The organism is Pseudomonas sp. NPDC098740, from assembly GCF_044760065.1.
In the GTDB taxonomy this organism is placed as follows: Bacteria; Pseudomonadota; Gammaproteobacteria; order Pseudomonadales; family Pseudomonadaceae; genus Aquipseudomonas; species Aquipseudomonas rossensis.
In genome coordinates, this window is record NZ_JBIWAM010000002.1 from 258,356 (window position 1) to 274,632 (window position 16,277).

Sequence of the window (16,277 nt, forward strand, 5' to 3'; positions counted from 1 at the left end):
AGTGGGACAAGCGCGGGCCGCGTCGTTGTTGGGCTGTCCCACCGTCCCGCCTGCTGGAGCGCCCCGCCCATGTGAGCGCTGCGGACACCAGCACGCGCCCGTGGCGCGCACGCGTGTTATTCAATTTCTTCCTTTACACGAGAAAGAAGATAGAAAAGTAGGACAGTGGGGCGAGGCCCCGAATTTAGGCGCTCTCAAGCGTCCCACTTCGATTCTGAAAGGTGGGACAAATGGGACCGCGCGAAAACAACAGATAGCCGAGGTGGTGTATTCACCGACATTGCCTAGGCGTTCACCCTGCGTTACCCACATATTCACCGGGTGGCATTAAAGTGGGGTTGCTGCCACCGGAATCCACCTGTAAAAAGTAGTCATCTTCGATAGGTGCGACCGCAGAGAGCGGCAGGCACCACACCACCAAACCCGGCCATTGCGCCGGGTTTTTGCGTTTATGGGGTAGGCGATGACAAACGAGCAACAAGCGCTGGCAGAGATGCCGATCTGGTTAGTGATCGTCCTGGCTCTGGTCGGTGGCGTGTCCGGTGAGATGTGGCGAGCCGATAAGGATGGGGCGCGAGGCTGGGCGTTGTTGCGGCGACTGGCACTGCGGTCGGGTGCCTGCATCGTCTGCGGCGTGTCGGCGATGATGCTGATGATCGCGGCGGGCATGACGATCTGGACGGCGGGCGCCTTGGGTTGCCTGACCGCGATGGCCGGCGCCGATGTTGCCATCGGCCTCTACGAACGCTGGGCCGCCAAGCGGCTGGGCGTCAGCGAGGTACCGCCCGCCGGTGGCGAACAGGGGTGATGCACCGATCCGGGGCGCCGAAAATCGCCGGGGACCCTGGGGTTATCCGGGGGGTACGGGGTCGGAAACCCGCGGGAAAGTGTTAGTGGCAGGGTTGCCAGCTTACTGAAATTCAATCCATTGAAATTGAAAGGTTTCCATTGAAAAGCCGTTGAAAAGGAGGGCTTATGACAGAACCAATGTACCTGTCAAAGAGCGCTTTCGCGGCTCGGATCGGCAGGGCACCCAGCTACATCACCTGGTTGAAAAACAACGACCGCCTGGTGCTGACCGCCGATGGCAAACAGGTGGATGTGCTGGCCAGCGAAGCGTTGATTCGCGATACCGCTGACCCCAGCAAGACCGCCGTCGCTGACCGGCACCACCAAGACCGGCTTCAGCGTGATGTGTACAGCCAGCTGTCCAGTCAGGTCGAGCCGACTTCAATGGCTGTGTCGCCGCCCGCGATCATCCCTGCGGGGCAGCTGCCCGACTTCCAGAAGGCCCGCGCACTGCGCGAGCACAACCTGGCTCAGCTCGCCGAGATCGAACTGCACAAGGCCAAAGGCTCGCTGGTCGCGATGTCGGCGGTGCAGACCGGCGCCTACAACGCCGGCCGCATGCTGCGCGATCAACTGCTGGGCATGCCGCCGCAGCTGGCGCCCGAACTGGCCTCCATGACCGACCCTTGGGAAATCGAAAAGCATCTCACGGCGGCGATCCGTCGCTCGCTGGAAGACGCCGAACGCATGTCTTCAGCGGACCTTGAACACGCACTGACCACGAGTTAAGCCCATGCCCACGGACATTCCTGACGGTGCAGAGGTGTACCGCGAGGCGTATTTCCGTGGGCTAAGGCCCGACCCGGATGTCTGGATTGATCAGTGGGCCGATGAGTACATGCGGATTCCGCGTGACACCGGCGCCGCTGAGCCGGGCCAGTACCGCACCTCGCGCACGCCGTATGCACGCGAGCCGATGCGTTGTCTGTCGCCGGCTCACCCCTGCAAGCGCGTGATCACCATGGTCGCGTCGCAGCTGATGAAAACCCAGATCGGCCTGAACTGGATCGGTGGCCTGATGCACATGGCGCCGTCGAATATCCTGGCGCTGTTGCCAAGCCTCGGCCTGGCCAAGCGGGTGTCGTCGCGGATTGGCAAAACGATCAAGGCGACACCGGTGCTGCGGGAGCGAGTGGCGGCCAACCGCTCGCGGGATTCGCGCAACACCATGGACACCAAGGAGTTCGAGGGCGGGACGTTGTACGTCACCACCGCCGGCTCGGCAGCCAATCTGTCGGAGCTGTCGGCGCGCTACGTGTACGGCGACGAGATCGACCGCTGGGAAGTGGACATCGGCGAGGAGGGCGACCCCATCGAGCTGGCGGAAACCCGGGGCAGCACCTTCGGCCGCAACGCGAAGTTCTATTTCTCCAGCTCACCGACGATCAAGGGCGCCTCGCGGATCTCCGACCTGTTCGACGGCAGCGACCAGCGTCACTACTACGTGCCATGCCCGACCTGTGGGCACATGCAAACCCTGGAGTGGGAGCGGCTGCACTACTCGCAGGATTTCAGCGTCGTGCATTACCAGTGCGCAGGCCCTGACTGCGACGTGCTGATCGAGGAATATCACAAGGGCGAGATGCTCGCTAACGGCGAGTGGCGTGCCCATGCCGATGGTGACGGCGAGACGGTGGGCTTCCACCTCAATGCACTGTACTCGCCACTGGGCTGGATGGACTGGAAGTCACTGGCCAAGCAATTCGAAAAGGCCAAGAAGGCCCAGGCCAAAGGCGATCTGGAGCCGATGCAGGTGTTCTACAACACTCGTCTGGCGAAGGTCTGGGACGCAGCCCAAGAGCAAACCAAAGCCGATGTGCTCAGACAACGGGCGCGGCTGGAAGGCTTCGGTCTTGGCTCGTTGCCGGCGGCCGTGCTGATGATCACCGGTGCCGTCGACGTTCAGGCCAACCGCCTGGAGTTCATGGCGATGGGCTGGGGCGTTGGCATGGAGCGCTGGGTCATCGACTACCAGGTGGTTTCGGGTGATCCCGCCGACGAGCGCACTTGGGCCGCGCTGGATGAACTGCTCAAGGCTAAATACCGCCACCCGTGCGGTGTCGGCCTCGGCATTCTTGCGGTGGCCGTCGATTCCGGTGGTCATCACACCGACGAGGTTTACCAGTTCTGCCGCGTTCGTCGCTGGCGCAACGTGTTCGCCATCAAGGGTGCGAGCAAGCCCGGCAAGCCGGTGATTGCTCAGCGGCCGTCGATGGTCGACGTGACCTGGAAGGGCCAGACCGAACGCAATGGCGCCGAGCTGTGGTTCGTCGGTACCGACACGGCCAAGGACTGGATCTACAACCGCTACCCGTTCGAGGCCGGTCCGGGCGCGCTGCACTTTGCTAATGACCTGCCGGATGACTTCTTCGACCAGTGCGTCGCCGAGCGCAAAGTTGCTCGCTATGTGCGCGGACACAAACGCATTGAATGGGTCAAGGGTAAGGCTGAGCGTAACGAAGCGCTCGACCTGATGGTGTACTGCCTGGCCATGGCGCACTACCTGGGTCTTAACCGCTACAAGGAACACGACTGGGAGCGGGTGCGTCAGGCCTTGGCCCAATCAGGACTGTTCGACGAAGCATTGGGCATCAAGCCTGTGCAAGGCGAACGCGTCAGTAACCCGGTGCCAACAACCTCCGTTGCCGCACGACAACCAGCATCGCAACCCGCTGCTCCAGTCGTGCAATCGCGACCCGCAGCACCGCCACCTCAACGCCGCAGCTCCAGCAGCGGTTACCTGAAGAGACGCTGATATGTCATTTACCCAGAAGCACCTCGACGCGGTTGAGGCGGCCATCGCGCGCGGTGAGAAAACCGTGCGCTACACCGACCGCACCGTGGAGTACCGCACGGTCGATGAGCTGCTCAAGGCTCGCGAAGAAATCCGCACGTCGCTGATCAGCGCTGCCGGGCCGCGCTCGCGTGTGGTTCGGCTGTACCACGGAGGCAAAGGAGTCTAATGGCCCGCCACTATCCGACGCTGACCCGTAACGGATTCTTGCTGCCGTCGAACATCAAGGCCAGTTACGAAGGCGCCGGAGAGGGCCGCCGATCCACTGGCTGGGATGCTCCCGACAACGGGATCAACAGCATCAACACCCCGGCACTGCGTAACTTGCGTTCGCGCTCGCGGGCGGCGGTTCGCAACGACCCGTATGCCTACAACGTGATCGACAAGCGCGTCAGTAACCTGATCGGCACCGGTATCACGCCGCGTCCTAAGACTGACGATGAAGCCCTGCGCAAGTTGCTGCAAGAGCTCTGGGAGGACTGGGTCGACGAGTCGGACGCCGATGAGCGCACCGACTTTTACGGCCAGCAGGCCCTGATCGCTCGCACAGTCGAGACCTCCGGCGAATGTTTTGTTCGCCTGCGGCCGCGCGGTCTGGACGAGGGCCTGGCGGTGCCGTTGCAGATCCAGGCGCTGGCGCCGGAGTTTGTTCCGCACGACAAGTTCGAGACCACCCGAGACGGCAACATCATCCGTGCCGGGATCGAGTTCACCCCGGGCGGCAAGCGCATGGCGTACTGGATGTACCTGTCGCATCCGCGTGATGCGTCGTCGCTGAACGCCGGGCACAACCAATTGGTGCGCGTGCCGGCCGCCCAGGTGCTGCACATCTTCGAGCCGGTCGAGCCGGGTCAGTTGCGCGGCGTGCCGCGATTGTCGCCGGTGCTCAAGCGCCTGCGCAGTCTCGACAACTACGACGATGCCGTGTTGTTCCGTCAGGAGGTGGCCAACCTGTTTGCCGGCTTCATCAGTCGACCGCCGCAGGATTCTGGCCCGGTACCTCGGGATCCGGTCACCGGCCAGCCGTTGAGTCTGGATCGTGACGGCTTCACCCCGATGGTGGCGCTGGAGCCCGGCACCATGCAGGAGCTGGGGCCAGGTGAAGAGGTCGAGTTCTCCAAGCCACCGGACGCCGGTAACAACTACCCGGACTTCATGCGACAGCAGCTGATGGCTGCGGCAGCAGGGACGGGCACGCCTTACGAGATCCTCACGGGGGACATGCGCGAGGTCAATGATCGGGCGCTACGTGTGGTGCTCAACGAGTTCCGACGCCGGCTGGAGCAACTGCAATTCAGCGTTTACGTCCATCAGCTCTGCCGCCCGGTGCGGGCTGCTTGGATGGACATGGCCGTCTTGTCGGGTGCCCTGGTGCTGGACGACTACGCGCAGCGTCGACGCGAATACCTGCGCACGCGTTGGGTACCACAAGGTTGGGCCTACATCCAGCCGGTGCAGGACGTACAGGCCCGGCGGATGGAAGTGCAAGCCGGCTTTGCCTCGCGTAGCGAGATGGTCCTGCGCACCGGCTACGACGCGGAAACGGTCGATGCGGAAAACGCCGCCGATCTGGCCCGGGCCACAGCTCTAGGCCTCAATTACACCACTCTCGAAGCTTTCGTCCCCATCGACGACAAGGAGCAACCATGAGCAAGAAAGCGCGACCGCGCATTTTTAACCGGGCTGGCAAACGCGTGCAGGTACAGGACAAAACCTGGTATGCCCTGCAAGCCAGCGGCGAAGCCGCCGAGCGAGTCATCGAAGTCTTCGTCTACGGCGAGATCGGCGCCTGGGGCATTACTGCCAATCAGTTCGTGCAGGATCTGCGCGCCATGGACGATGGCGTCTCGCCGGTCATTGCCGCGTTCAACAGCATCGGCGGCGACCTGTTTGACGGGTTGGCCATGCACAACGCGCTGTCGCGTCTGGGCGAGCGTTGCACCGGTCGAATCGATGCATTGGCCGCCAGTGCCGCCAGCGTCGCGGTGTGCGGTGCGCACAAAGTTGTGATCGCAGCCAACGCCATGCTGATGATTCACAACCCCTGGACCTACGCGGCCGGGGACGCCGAAGACTTCCGCAAGGTGGCCGACGTCCTCGACCAAACCATGGAGGCGATCATTGCGGCCTACAAGGCGAAGGCGCCGGAGATTGATGAGGTCGAATTACGGCGGCTGGTCGCCGCTGAGACTTGGCTGACGGCCAACGAAGCCGTGGCGCTGGGTCTGGCCGATGAAGTCGGGGACGGGATCAAAGTCAAGGCGTGCCTCGGCCAAGGTGGTGTGCTGCAGCGTTACCAGCACGCGCCGGCCGAATTGCTGGCCCAGCTCGACGAACCACCCGAGCCGGATCCGGAGTTAGAGCCAGTCGACCCCGCTCCGACGCCGCCGGTGATTGATGCGGCCAAATTGGCGCTGATGATCACCCAGCGTTGCGCGGAGGCGGGCATCAGCAACCTGGTCGCGCCGCTGCTCAGTTCGACCAATCTCGAAAACGAGGAGATCGTCCAGGCCGGCCTGACACGGGCCAAAGCGGTGAATGACCTGTGTGTGGCTGCGCGCTTGCCAGAGTTCAGTGCCGAATACGTCGCTGCCGGTCTGGATGCGGCGGCAGTTCGGGCGCGTCTGTTCGACAAGATCGTCGGCAGCGGCAAGGGCTTCGAAATCGACAACAGCCTGCCGCTGGACGCAGACCTACCGCCAAAGGTACAGGCCAAGCAAATCGATCAACCTTCTATCTGGTCGGCGCGCCAAGCCGCACGCACCGCTAACCCCCAATCTGCTACAGGAGCAAGACGATGACGATTCAACGAGAGCCGATGCACGCAGGTGAATTCCTGCTGTCCGAGGCCGCCGGCACCATTTCCCGCGAAGCCATCAACGTCGCAGCAGGGCCCGCACTGGAGCCGGGGCAAATCCTCGGTTTGGTCAGCCTGACCGGTGAGTTCGCGCCTTATAACCCGACCGCCGAAGACGGCAGTGAAAACGCTATCGCCATTCTCTACGGCCCGCTCGGCGAGTCCGATGTGGTCCGTCGCGGCCGTGCCGTGGTGCGCTTGGCGGAAGTCAGCGAAGCCCATCTCACCGGTCTGGATCCTGCCGCTGAAAAGGCGCTGGCCACCCATTTCCTGATCGTCCGCTAAGACGACCCCCCTGATTACCGAACCCGCCGAGTGCGGGTTTTTTGCTTTCTGGAGATAGCTTCATGGCTGACATTGAAATCTTTAACGATGACGCGTTTTCGGTCTCTTCGCTGACCGCCGCCATCAACGAACAGGAATACCTGCCGGGCCGCATCAGCAGCCTCGGCCTGTTTCAGGAAGAGGGCATCACCACCCTGACGGTGCAGATTGAAAAGGACGGCGACACCCTGGCCCTGGTCCCGGCGGGTGAGCGCGGCACGTCTGGTTTAGTGGTCAGCGGCACCAAACGCAACCTGATCCCGTTCAACACCGTGCATCTGCCACAGCGCTTTGCGATCAAGGCTGATGAGATTCAAGGGATTCGCGCTTTCGGTACGCGTTCCGAGTTGCAGGCGGTGCAGGACGTGGTCAACAAACGCCTGGCCAAAGCGCGTCGACAGCTCGATGCCACGCACGAGTTCCAGCGCATGGGTGCACTCAATGGCCAGATCCTGGATGCCGACGGGTCAACGGTGCTGCTGGATATCTACAAAACCTTCGGCGTGACGCGCAAGAAAATGTCCATGGGCCTCAACAGCCCCGATACCGAGCTGCGGGTCAAATGCGGGGAAGCGCTGGATCTGCAGGAAGACGCACTGGGCAGTGTCACCAGCAGCGGTTCGCGGGCACTGTGTGGCAAGAACTTCTGGAACAAGCTGATCGTCCACAAGTCGGTCAAGGAAACGTTCCTCAACAGCCAGCAGGCGGCTGCATTGCGCGGTGACGCCCGTGAAAGCTTCGAGTTTGGCGGCATCGTCTGGGAGCGCTATCGCGGCAAGATTGCGGGCGTCACCTTCATCCATGACGACAAGGCGTTGTTGATTCCCGAAGGTGTGCCGGACCTGTACATCTCGGTGTTTGCCCCGGCGGACTACATGGAAACGGTCAACACCGAAGGCGTGCCGTACTACAGCAAGATCGAGCCGATGCCGTTCAACAAAGGCATGGCCGGCGAGGCTCAATCGAACCCGCTGCACCTGTGCACTCGACCGTTGGCGCAGATCCTGCTGGAGCTCTGACCATGGGCTTTCGCGATCTGATTGCCGAGGTCGACGCGGTGGTGTTCGAGACCCTGGGCGACACCGCGCGGATCGAAGGCCGGAACGAGCCAGTGCTGGGTATGTTCTCGGCGCCCTGGCTGCAGCCGAAGATCGGCAAGCTCAACACCGGCCTGCGCGAACCTCGTTTCGAGATTCGCGTCAGCGACTCGCACGGACTGGAGCAAGGTTTGCTGGTCACCATCGAACTGCCTGAGTTAGACGGCGGTGGCGAGTACGACCTGCTGCAGCTGGAGCCCAGCGGTGACGGTCTGGTCGCCCTGATCCTGAGGATGCGCGCATGAGTGTCGGCAGCTACTTCAAGCCGTCGGCGGGGGGCGGGATGCTGTCCATCCAGTCTTCGGCTGCGGACCTGAAAGCGTTTCAGGACTTCGCCAAGCTGGTACCGAAAGCAGCCGCTGCAGCGCACCGGCGAGCCATCAACAAGACGCTGGGTTGGTTGCGCACTCACATTGCCCGCGCCGTCAGCCGGCAAGAGCGCATCGCCGTCGCGGCGGTGCGTCAGCGTCTGCGCAGTTACCCGGTGTCCGGTGGAGCCACGAGCGGCAAGTTGTGGTTCGGTCTCAACGCGATCGAGTCCAGCCGGATCGGGCGAGCACGGCAGTCCGGCAGCGGCGTGTCGGTGGCCGGGCGGCGGTATCAAGGGGCCTTCCTCAAGAAGGTCTATGGTAACAAACCCGACATCTGGATCCGCACCGCGAGCAAGCACTTCAACGCGGACGACTATCCCGACAGCACAGTGTCGCGAGGCGGTGGTGCCAGTTCGGGTTGGGTCGCGGAACACGGCGATCGCTTTCCGCTGGCCAAAGCCAAGGTGTCGCTGGAGCAAGCCCGTCCGCACTTCGACACCTGGGTCAAACGGGCCGATGCGCGTCTGCTGGAGATACTGCAACAAGAGCTCAACTTTGAGCTGCAAAAGTACCTGAAGGGGGCGGCCCATGTCTGACGAGACTTTTAGCCTGGACCAGCTTTATCAGACGATCGAGCAGCACCTGGCGAGCAATCTGTCGGGCATCAAAGCGGTCACGGCGTGGCCCAACGTCAAGGACCGCATCGCATTGCCGGTGGTGTTCATTGAAATGGCAGAAATGGAACCGGGGGTTGATATCGGTACCGGCGAGACCAGCCTGATTTGCCGGTTCGAAGCGCGGATCATCGTTGATCCAATCCGCCCGAAGCACTGCCAGCAGGCCGCGCACCTGGCGGCGCAACTGGCCGTGTTGTTGCGCCTGCAAACCTGGGGCTTGGCGGTAGAGCCTGCCGAGTTCGTGCAGGCCACACAGGATTGGACCAAGCCTGAGCTCGACGGCTACGTGGTCTGGTTGGTGGAGTGGACCCACCAGATTTATTTGGGTGTTGAGGAATGGCCATGGCCGGACGAACCGCCGGGTACGCTGATGGTTGGCATCAATGACGATGCCAAAGAGGATTTTGTAGCGCCGGAGGATCTGTCGTGAGCTACGCCACTGCTGAGCACGACCGCATGATTGCCGCCATGCTGATGCCTTGCGTGGTGGTCGGTGTGGATCTGGCGGCGGCGATGGTCCGGGTGTCCAATCGCGAATGGACCAGCGCCTGGGTACGCTGGCACAGCCTCGCCGCTGGCAAGGCGCGACACTGGCGCGCGCCGAGCCTGGGCGAGCAAGGCGTGTTGTTCAACCCCAGTGGGCAGGCGGCCATGGGCACCTTTATCCCGGGCCTGTACGGCAATGCCGGGCCCCAGCCGGACAACCGCGATCATGTGGAGGTCTGGCGCTTTGATGATGGGGGCTCGCTGATCTACGACTGGCAGGCCAAGACCTACACCATCACGCTACCCACCGGAACGGTGACGATCAAGGTCGGCAGCACCGAGGTCACCGTGATGGATAACGCCGTGACGGTGAAGGTCGGCGGCACCGAGGCCGCGTTAACGCCCGATTCGGTGACGGTCACATCGGCCGCGGTCAAGTTGGTCGCGGCAGTGGAAATCGACGGCACGTTACACGTAACGCAAGACATCACCGGTGGCGCCTCGATCCTCGCTGCAGGATCCAGCGATAACCATCACACGCACTAATTACCAATTCCAAACAGCCCGCCCAGTGCGGGTTTTTTATGCCTGGAGAAAACATGGCCAAGATCACCGAACAGCCGGCCGCCGATCAGTCGCCGGCAGATCTGCTGCTGACCTTTCGCGACAAGGTGTACACGTCGCGCACCCTGATCATCCCTGACAGCGATCGCACGCTATTGGTGGCCAAGGGGCGTGTCGAGGTGTCGGTTTCCGATGAGCAGGCCGTCGCGTACCTGAAGGCCCATCCCGAGCTTGAGCCGCTGAAGGAGTGATGTAGATGATCGGAATGGATCGCCATACCGGCCAGCCCATTTCCGGCATCGAGCATCTGCGCCAATCCATGGGGGACGTTCTGGGCACGCCGCTGGGCAGCCGCCGACACCGGCCGGAATATGGCAGCAAGGTCCGCTCCTACGTGGACTTGCCCGTCAATGAGGGCTGGAAAAGCTCTGTGCAAGCGGAAGCCATCCGTGCCCTGGAACGCTGGGAGCCGCGGCTGAAACTGGAGCGCGTGCGCGTGCTGTCGGTGCTAGGCGGGCAAATCAATCTGAGCATTGCCGGCGACTACCTCGGTGACAGCTTTCTTGTGGAGGTCAGCGTATGAGCCTGCTGGATCTGTCGGCCCTGCCGGCGCCAGATGTTCTGGAGCCTTTGGACTTTGAGGCGACCTATGAGGAAGGACTGGACGTCTTTCGCGGCTACATGGGGAGCAACTGGACCGCGACGCTGGAAAGCGACCCGGTCACCAAGGTGATTGAGGTCGGGGCTTACATCAAGGTCGGGAACCGCGCCCGGGTCAACGACGGCGCCAAGGCGCTGTTACTGGCCCATGCCATTGGCAGTGACCTCGATCAGTTGGGGGCCAATTACAATCTGAAGCGCCTGGTGATTCAGGCCGAGGATCTGACAGCGGTGCCGCCGGTACCGGAGATCAAGGAAAAGGACGATCCGTTTCGCGAGCGCATCCAGTTGGCCTTTGAGGGGTTGACCACGGCCGGCCCGCGTAACAGCTACATCCTGCATTCGCGTAACGCGTCGGGGCTGGTGGCGGATGCCACGGCGGAAAGCCCGGCGCCGTGCTGCGTTACGGTAACGGTGCTGAGTTCGGAAGGGGAAGGCGAGGCCGGCCCTGAGCTGCTGGCTGTCGTGGACACGGCGCTGAATGATGAAGATGTGCGGCCGCTGACCGACTGGGTGACGGTGCAGAGCGCGGAGATTATCCGCTACCGCATCGATGCCATTTTGCACATGAGCAGCGCCGGCCCTGAAGGGGATGCCAGTTTGGCCGAGGCCATCAAGCGACTGGCGGCCTGGATCAATCCCCGCAAGCGGCTGGGGGTTGAGGTGGCGCGGTCCGCGATTGACGCTCAGTTGCACGTTGCCGGCGTTTCCCGGGTTGAGCTGCCCGGCTGGGTCGACCTGGCTCCGACCAAGGCGCAGGCGGCCTGGTGCTTTGACTATGACGTGAAGATGGCGGGGGCGACATGAGGAGTCTGCTGCCCAGCAACAGCACGCAACTGGAGCGCGCCCTGGAGGCGACGTTTTACGAGCGCACGATTGTCCCGCTGCGCACGCTCTACAACGCCGATACCTGCCCGGTGCATCTGCTGCCCCATCTGGCATGGGCGTGGTCAGTCGATCGCTGGGATTACCGTTGGCCTGAAGCGACCAAGCGCGCCGCGATCAAGGCCTCGTTCTACATCCATGCTCACAAGGGGACCATCGGCGCGTTGCGCCGGGTGGTCGAGCCCTTGGGCTACCTGATCGAAATCGTCGAGTGGTTCAACACGGTGCCCAAGGGCGTGCCGGGCACTTTCGCCCTGAAGGTCGGCGTGCTGGATACCGGGATCACCGAGGAAATGTATCAGGAGCTGGAGCGCCTGATCGACGATGCCAAGCCAGTGTCCCGGCACCTGACCGGGCTGGCAATCAGCCTCGAAACCCAAGGCAATCTGAACATCAGTGTCGCCCTGTACGAAGGCGACGAAATCGACGTTTACCCGCCGATGATGCGTGACATCGAGGTCACGGGCCGCTTCGGCGTGGTGGGGCGCGAACACTCCATAGACACCCTGGACGTTTACCATGATTGATGCGAACTCGCAGTTTTTCGCCATCCTCACGAACGTGGGCATGGCCAAGCAGGCGAACGCCGACGCGCTCGGCATTCCCTGGAAGATCACCGAAATGGGCGTGGGCGATGCCAACAACACCGACCCGACCCCCAATGCCGCGCAAACCGCGCTGATCAACGAATGGCGACGCCGGCCGCTGAACCAACTCAAGATCGATCCGATCAACCCGGCGGTGCTGATCGCCGAGCAGATTATCCCGGCCGATGAGGGCGGTAAGTGGATTCGCGAAATCGGTCTGTACGACGCGGACGCGGATCTGGTGGCGGTGGCCAACTGTGCGCCGAGCTTCAAGCCGATCCTGTCGCAGGGCTCGGGCCGTACGCAAATCGTGCGGATGAACTTCATCGTCACCAGCGCCGGCAACATCACCCTCAAGATCGATCCGGCGATTGTGCTGGCTTCGCGCGCCTACGTCGACGCGGCCATTCTGGAAGTGCTGCCGAAGAACAAGACGCCCGGCGAATGGACCCGGGTCAAGACCAACGATCGTGGGATTGTGGTATCGGGTGATAACCCGAGCACGCTGGCCGGGATGGGCATTACGGACAGCTACACCAAGGCCCAAATCGAGGCGATGATTGCGCAGGCCTCGGCGTTGCCGGTCGGCGCCACCGTGGCGTTTCCACTGGATAAGGTCGCTCCCGGGTTTCTGGAGCTGGATGGCAGTGTCAAAAGCATTACGGCCTATCCGGATCTGGCGACGTTCCTCGGCACGGCCTTTAACAAGGGCGATGAGGGTGCCGGCAACTTCCGCCTGCCAGAATCGCGCGGCGAGTTCCTGCGTGGTTGGGATCATGGACGCGGTGTTGATGCTGGTCGAGCAATCGGCAGTGCACAAATCGGCAGTTATATTCCGGGTGATAACAATCTCGCCGACGAAGTAATCTATATCCATGACTCGGCTGACAAGGCTGGGCTCGGTTGGGATGTTTTTACTGGTTCACCGGCAGGTACGACCGTTAAATATACGGCAACCCAGTCCGGGTCCTCCCCGCTCGCAGTCGGTCCAGGCACCACTCACGGTGGTGCCGCTAGACCGCGCAACTTGTCAGTTATGTGGTGCATTAAGGCCTGGAACGCGCCGATCAATCAGGGAAACATCGACATAGCGGCGCTTCAGGCTTTGGCGACGCAAGCCACGGAAATAAAACTGGGGACGGCCAAGATTGCGACGCAGGCATTGACCGATGCCGGTGCCGATGACGCCACTATCGTGACACCGAAAAAGATGCGCTGGGGTTTCCAGATCCTCAAGGGATCCAATGGCTACATCATTCTCCCGACCTGGTTGGGCGGCCTGATTATTCAATGGGCAACAATCGCTACAGCGGCTAATGGGCTCGCAACAATAACCCACCCTATTGCATTCCCTATTGCAAAGTTGAAAGTTCTACTCTCAGTGGCCGGCACCTCGGGCACTTATGCCGTTACATGGGATGATGTCCTTGATAATGCTGGAGCCCGTCTTACAGAAACTAAAGTTAGAGCCACTTTGGCTGGTGCTGTTTCAACGGCAAACGTGCAAGCACTTATTATTGGGTATTAATTAGGGGGATCTTATGTTCGCTTCAAAGTCCACCCGAGGTTTTTACGATGCGTCGATTCACGCCTTAATGCCGGATGACGTGGTTGAAATCTCTGTTGAAACGCACGCTGAGCTGCTGGCTGGGAAATCGGAAGGCAGGGTTATCACTTGGGGTGATGACGGCTTCCCAGTGCTGGTGGATCCGCCACTGCCAAGTGATGAAGAACTGGCGGCTGTAGAGCGAGTTTGGCGGGATCAGTGCCTCTCTGAAACGGATGGTGTCGTGACGCGCCATCGCGACGAATTGGAGGAGAGTGTTGAGCCTACATTGACTCCCGCGCAGTACGCGGATCTTCAGGCGTACCGCCGCGCTCTTCGCAGCTGGCCGGAAGCGGGAGAGTTTCCGTTGATTGAACACCGGCCGACGACGCCTCTCTGGCTGGCTGGTCAGCTCCAATAAACGCCCCGCACTGACGGGGCGTTTTCTTTTCCGTTACGCGTAACACGAACATCCCTCACGGCCTCGCTTATGCGGGGCTTTCTCGTTTCTGGAGATTGCCTTATGAGTTTCTTTCACGGCGTTACGACCACGCTGCTCGACACCGGGGCGCGGACCATTTCGCTGCCGTCGTCGTCGATCATCGGTCTGTGCGACACCTTCACCCCAGGCATCCTCGGCGGCGGCACGGCCAAGGCCGGCGAGCTGAAGCTGATCACCTCCGAGCGCGAAGCCATCGCGGCGTTCGGGGCGGGTTCGGCCATCGCCAGGGCGGCGGCTGCGATCTATGTGCGGGCCAAGGCGGTAATCGTCGCTGTCGGCGTGCCCAAGCTCGAAGACGCCGCGCTGCAAACATCCGCCATCATCGGTGGCGTGCTTGCCGATGGTCAGCGTACCGGCCTTCAGGCGCTGCTGGACGGCAAGAGCAAGCACAACGCCCAGCCCAAACTGTTGATTGCCCCGGGGCATTCGGCGACGCAGGCCGTGGCCACCGCCATGGATGCTCTGGCCGGCAAGTTGCGCGCGATCGCCATCATCGACGGACCGAATACCACCGATGAGGCGGCCATGGCCTACGCCTTGAACTTCGGTAGCAAGCGCCTGTTTCTGGTCGATCCGGGTGTGCAGTTCTGGGACACGATCGAGAGCGCGACGGTCGATGCACCGGGCTCGGCGTGGACGGCGGGTCTGTTTGCCTGGACCGATGCCGAGTACGGCTACTGGGCGTCGCCATCGAACAAGGAATTTGTCGGCATCACCGGCACGAGCCGCCCGATCGAGTACTTGGACGGCGACGCCACCTGCCGGGCCAACCTGCTGAACAACGCGAATATCACCACGATCATTCGTGACGGCGGCTTCCGTCTGTGGGGCAACCGCACGCTGTCCAGCGATCCGAAATGGGCGTTCGTCACCCGCGTGCGGACTTGCGACATCCTCATGGATGCGGTGCAGGCCGGGCACAAGTGGGCGGTCGACCGCTCGATCACCAAGACCTACGTCAAGGACGTGACTGATGGGGTTCAGGCGTTCATGCGCGACGAGAAAAACCGGGGCGCGGTGATCAATTTCGAAGTCTACGCGGACGACGAAATGAGCACGGCCAGCCAAATCATGCAGGGCAAAGTCTACTGGCGCGTCCGTTTCACCGACGTGCCGCCGGCGGAAAACCCGAATTTCCTCTTCGAAGTCACCGATCAATGGGCGACCGAAGTTCTTGAAGCAGCCTAAGGGGGCCGTTCGATGATTCCTCAAGTTCTCTCCAACTGTAATGCCTTCGTCGACGGCGTCAGCTTTGCCGGCGACGTGCCGACCCTGTCGCTGCCCAAGCTGACCCAAAAGACCGACGACTATCAGGGCGGCGGCATGTTGTCGCCGGTCGAAATCGCCATGGGCCTGGAAAAGCTCGAAGCGGCGTTTACCACCAACGGCGTGCGCCGCGAGGCGCTGAAGTACTTCGGGCTGGCCGATCAGACCGCTTGCAATCTCGTGTTCCGCGGTGCCTTCAAGGGCCTGCGGGGTGTGGTTACGCCGGTGATTGTGACCATGCGCGGCGGCATCAAAGAGGTCGACATGGGCGACTGGAAACCGGCCGACAAGGCTGAAATCAAGCACGCGGTCAAACTGGTCTACTACAAGCTGGAGATCGACGGCCGGGTCATGTACGAGATCGACCCGCTCAACATGGTGATGGTGGTCGACGGTGTCGACCAAGCTGCCGCTGAACGCTCGGCCCTCGGCCTCTAAGGACAAAAGCACATGACTCAAGTAACCCAAGACCAAGACCTGCCGAGCTGGCTGAAGCTGAGCGATGAGGGTGTTACCGTAACGCTCAAATACAAAACCCTGATCAGCGGTGTCCTGACCGACAAGCTGATGATGCGTGCGCCCAGCGTCATGGATTGGCGCGCCTCAAAGGTGGCGGGCAATGGCGACTATGAAAAACAGGAGTTGTCGCTGTTCAGCAGCTTGCTGGGGCTCACCGAGGCGGAACTGTTGAGCCTGAAATACAAGGACTATCAGCGCCTATCGGCGGGCTATTTTCGCCTGGTCGAAGAAGACGACGTTTAACGCGACCACCCTCAAAATGGCGGCCCAGCGCTTGGCGAAAGAGACAGGGTTCTCTGCCGCCGAGATTACGGCCATGCCCTTTTCAGAGATGGTTTGGTGGCTCACGGATT

At 61.8% G+C, this 16,277-nt stretch carries 21 protein-coding genes; all 21 read left to right on the top strand.

The window, feature by feature from the left end:
• The first annotated feature begins 463 nt into the window (after positions 1–463).
• The 21 genes from ACIQU2_RS03720 (at position 464) to ACIQU2_RS03820 (ending at position 16,167) form a co-directional block, all read left to right on the top strand.
• Positions 464–808, top strand: a complete 345-nt coding sequence (locus ACIQU2_RS03720) for a phage holin family protein (protein ID WP_136494171.1) — start codon at positions 464–466, stop codon at positions 806–808.
• 167 nt (positions 809–975) lie between these two features.
• Positions 976–1,578 carry a terminase small subunit gene (locus ACIQU2_RS03725; protein ID WP_403138670.1) on the top strand — a complete coding sequence of 201 codons (603 nt, stop codon included), beginning with the start codon at positions 976–978 and terminating at the stop codon, positions 1,576–1,578.
• A gap of 4 nt (positions 1,579–1,582) precedes the next feature.
• Positions 1,583–3,604: a phage terminase large subunit family protein gene (locus tag ACIQU2_RS03730; RefSeq protein WP_403138673.1), complete on the top strand. Its 2,022-nt coding sequence runs from the start codon at positions 1,583–1,585 to the stop codon at positions 3,602–3,604.
• 1 nt (position 3,605) lies between these two features.
• On the top strand, positions 3,606–3,812 hold the full coding sequence (locus tag ACIQU2_RS03735) for a phage head-tail joining protein (RefSeq protein WP_201059406.1): 207 nt from the start codon (positions 3,606–3,608) through the stop codon (positions 3,810–3,812).
• Complete coding sequence (locus ACIQU2_RS03740; RefSeq protein WP_403138676.1) at positions 3,812–5,293, top strand: phage portal protein; 1,482 nt, start codon at positions 3,812–3,814, stop codon at positions 5,291–5,293. Before ACIQU2_RS03735 ends, ACIQU2_RS03740 begins: the two co-directional genes overlap by 1 nt.
• Positions 5,290–6,444: a head maturation protease, ClpP-related gene (locus ACIQU2_RS03745; protein WP_403138678.1), complete on the top strand. Its 1,155-nt coding sequence runs from the start codon at positions 5,290–5,292 to the stop codon at positions 6,442–6,444. The genes ACIQU2_RS03740 and ACIQU2_RS03745 overlap by 4 nt, the downstream gene beginning before the upstream one ends.
• The gene (locus ACIQU2_RS03750) at positions 6,441–6,785 is read left to right on the top strand and encodes a head decoration protein (protein WP_034156291.1); all 345 of its coding nucleotides are present in this window, start codon (positions 6,441–6,443) and stop codon (positions 6,783–6,785) included. The genes ACIQU2_RS03745 and ACIQU2_RS03750 overlap by 4 nt, the downstream gene beginning before the upstream one ends.
• A 62-nt stretch (positions 6,786–6,847) precedes the next feature.
• On the top strand, positions 6,848–7,843 hold the full coding sequence (locus tag ACIQU2_RS03755) for a major capsid protein (RefSeq protein WP_403138681.1): 996 nt from the start codon (positions 6,848–6,850) through the stop codon (positions 7,841–7,843).
• Between the two features lie 2 nt (positions 7,844–7,845).
• Positions 7,846–8,166 (top strand): hypothetical protein, encoded by a 321-nt coding sequence (locus tag ACIQU2_RS03760; RefSeq protein WP_403138684.1) that lies wholly within the window; start codon positions 7,846–7,848, stop codon positions 8,164–8,166.
• On the top strand, positions 8,163–8,828 hold the full coding sequence (locus ACIQU2_RS03765; protein WP_403138687.1) for a hypothetical protein: 666 nt from the start codon (positions 8,163–8,165) through the stop codon (positions 8,826–8,828). Before ACIQU2_RS03760 ends, ACIQU2_RS03765 begins: the two co-directional genes overlap by 4 nt.
• Positions 8,821–9,339: a hypothetical protein gene (locus ACIQU2_RS03770; protein ID WP_403138690.1), complete on the top strand. Its 519-nt coding sequence runs from the start codon at positions 8,821–8,823 to the stop codon at positions 9,337–9,339. The genes ACIQU2_RS03765 and ACIQU2_RS03770 overlap by 8 nt, the downstream gene beginning before the upstream one ends.
• Positions 9,336–9,941 (top strand): phage baseplate assembly protein V, encoded by a 606-nt coding sequence (locus ACIQU2_RS03775; RefSeq protein WP_403138692.1) that lies wholly within the window; start codon positions 9,336–9,338, stop codon positions 9,939–9,941. The genes ACIQU2_RS03770 and ACIQU2_RS03775 overlap by 4 nt, the downstream gene beginning before the upstream one ends.
• A gap of 53 nt (positions 9,942–9,994) precedes the next feature.
• Positions 9,995–10,210, top strand: coding sequence for a hypothetical protein (locus ACIQU2_RS03780; RefSeq protein WP_403138694.1), 216 nt, complete (start codon positions 9,995–9,997; stop codon positions 10,208–10,210).
• A gap of 5 nt (positions 10,211–10,215) precedes the next feature.
• Positions 10,216–10,542, top strand: coding sequence for a GPW/gp25 family protein (locus ACIQU2_RS03785; protein WP_403138697.1), 327 nt, complete (start codon positions 10,216–10,218; stop codon positions 10,540–10,542).
• A complete protein-coding gene (locus ACIQU2_RS03790; protein WP_403138699.1) occupies positions 10,539–11,426 on the top strand; it encodes a baseplate J/gp47 family protein in 888 nt (295 codons plus the stop codon). Before ACIQU2_RS03785 ends, ACIQU2_RS03790 begins: the two co-directional genes overlap by 4 nt.
• Positions 11,423–12,031: a phage tail protein I gene (locus ACIQU2_RS03795; protein WP_403138702.1), complete on the top strand. Its 609-nt coding sequence runs from the start codon at positions 11,423–11,425 to the stop codon at positions 12,029–12,031. Before ACIQU2_RS03790 ends, ACIQU2_RS03795 begins: the two co-directional genes overlap by 4 nt.
• Complete coding sequence (locus ACIQU2_RS03800; RefSeq protein ID WP_403138704.1) at positions 12,024–13,619, top strand: phage tail protein; 1,596 nt, start codon at positions 12,024–12,026, stop codon at positions 13,617–13,619. The genes ACIQU2_RS03795 and ACIQU2_RS03800 overlap by 8 nt, the downstream gene beginning before the upstream one ends.
• A 13-nt stretch (positions 13,620–13,632) precedes the next feature.
• Positions 13,633–14,058 (top strand): phage tail protein, encoded by a 426-nt coding sequence (locus ACIQU2_RS03805; protein ID WP_403138707.1) that lies wholly within the window; start codon positions 13,633–13,635, stop codon positions 14,056–14,058.
• 102 nt (positions 14,059–14,160) lie between these two features.
• A complete protein-coding gene (locus tag ACIQU2_RS03810) occupies positions 14,161–15,327 on the top strand; it encodes a phage tail sheath subtilisin-like domain-containing protein (protein WP_403138709.1) in 1,167 nt (388 codons plus the stop codon).
• Between the two features lie 12 nt (positions 15,328–15,339).
• Positions 15,340–15,843, top strand: a complete 504-nt coding sequence (locus ACIQU2_RS03815; RefSeq protein WP_201059377.1) for a phage major tail tube protein — start codon at positions 15,340–15,342, stop codon at positions 15,841–15,843.
• Positions 15,844–15,855: 12 nt separating this feature from the next.
• Positions 15,856–16,167: a phage tail assembly protein gene (locus tag ACIQU2_RS03820; protein WP_403138711.1), complete on the top strand. Its 312-nt coding sequence runs from the start codon at positions 15,856–15,858 to the stop codon at positions 16,165–16,167.
• Positions 16,168–16,277 lie beyond the last annotated feature (110 nt).

Coding starts and splice junctions, on each gene's coding strand:
- ACIQU2_RS03765 (WP_403138687.1), top strand. CDS start 8,163: ATGAGTGTCGGCAGCTACTTCAAGCCGTCGGCGGGGGGCGGGATGCTG.
- ACIQU2_RS03780 (WP_403138694.1), top strand. CDS start 9,995: ATGGCCAAGATCACCGAACAGCCGGCCGCCGATCAGTCGCCGGCAGAT.
- ACIQU2_RS03770 (WP_403138690.1), top strand. CDS start 8,821: ATGTCTGACGAGACTTTTAGCCTGGACCAGCTTTATCAGACGATCGAG.
- ACIQU2_RS03820 (WP_403138711.1), top strand. CDS start 15,856: ATGACTCAAGTAACCCAAGACCAAGACCTGCCGAGCTGGCTGAAGCTG.
- ACIQU2_RS03725 (WP_403138670.1), top strand. CDS start 976: ATGACAGAACCAATGTACCTGTCAAAGAGCGCTTTCGCGGCTCGGATC.
- ACIQU2_RS03815 (WP_201059377.1), top strand. CDS start 15,340: ATGATTCCTCAAGTTCTCTCCAACTGTAATGCCTTCGTCGACGGCGTC.
- ACIQU2_RS03730 (WP_403138673.1), top strand. CDS start 1,583: ATGCCCACGGACATTCCTGACGGTGCAGAGGTGTACCGCGAGGCGTAT.
- ACIQU2_RS03755 (WP_403138681.1), top strand. CDS start 6,848: ATGGCTGACATTGAAATCTTTAACGATGACGCGTTTTCGGTCTCTTCG.
- ACIQU2_RS03800 (WP_403138704.1), top strand. CDS start 12,024: ATGATTGATGCGAACTCGCAGTTTTTCGCCATCCTCACGAACGTGGGC.
- ACIQU2_RS03795 (WP_403138702.1), top strand. CDS start 11,423: ATGAGGAGTCTGCTGCCCAGCAACAGCACGCAACTGGAGCGCGCCCTG.
- ACIQU2_RS03740 (WP_403138676.1), top strand. CDS start 3,812: ATGGCCCGCCACTATCCGACGCTGACCCGTAACGGATTCTTGCTGCCG.
- ACIQU2_RS03735 (WP_201059406.1), top strand. CDS start 3,606: ATGTCATTTACCCAGAAGCACCTCGACGCGGTTGAGGCGGCCATCGCG.
- ACIQU2_RS03805 (WP_403138707.1), top strand. CDS start 13,633: ATGTTCGCTTCAAAGTCCACCCGAGGTTTTTACGATGCGTCGATTCAC.
- ACIQU2_RS03720 (WP_136494171.1), top strand. CDS start 464: ATGACAAACGAGCAACAAGCGCTGGCAGAGATGCCGATCTGGTTAGTG.
- ACIQU2_RS03785 (WP_403138697.1), top strand. CDS start 10,216: ATGATCGGAATGGATCGCCATACCGGCCAGCCCATTTCCGGCATCGAG.
- ACIQU2_RS03790 (WP_403138699.1), top strand. CDS start 10,539: ATGAGCCTGCTGGATCTGTCGGCCCTGCCGGCGCCAGATGTTCTGGAG.
- ACIQU2_RS03760 (WP_403138684.1), top strand. CDS start 7,846: ATGGGCTTTCGCGATCTGATTGCCGAGGTCGACGCGGTGGTGTTCGAG.
- ACIQU2_RS03810 (WP_403138709.1), top strand. CDS start 14,161: ATGAGTTTCTTTCACGGCGTTACGACCACGCTGCTCGACACCGGGGCG.
- ACIQU2_RS03750 (WP_034156291.1), top strand. CDS start 6,441: ATGACGATTCAACGAGAGCCGATGCACGCAGGTGAATTCCTGCTGTCC.
- ACIQU2_RS03745 (WP_403138678.1), top strand. CDS start 5,290: ATGAGCAAGAAAGCGCGACCGCGCATTTTTAACCGGGCTGGCAAACGC.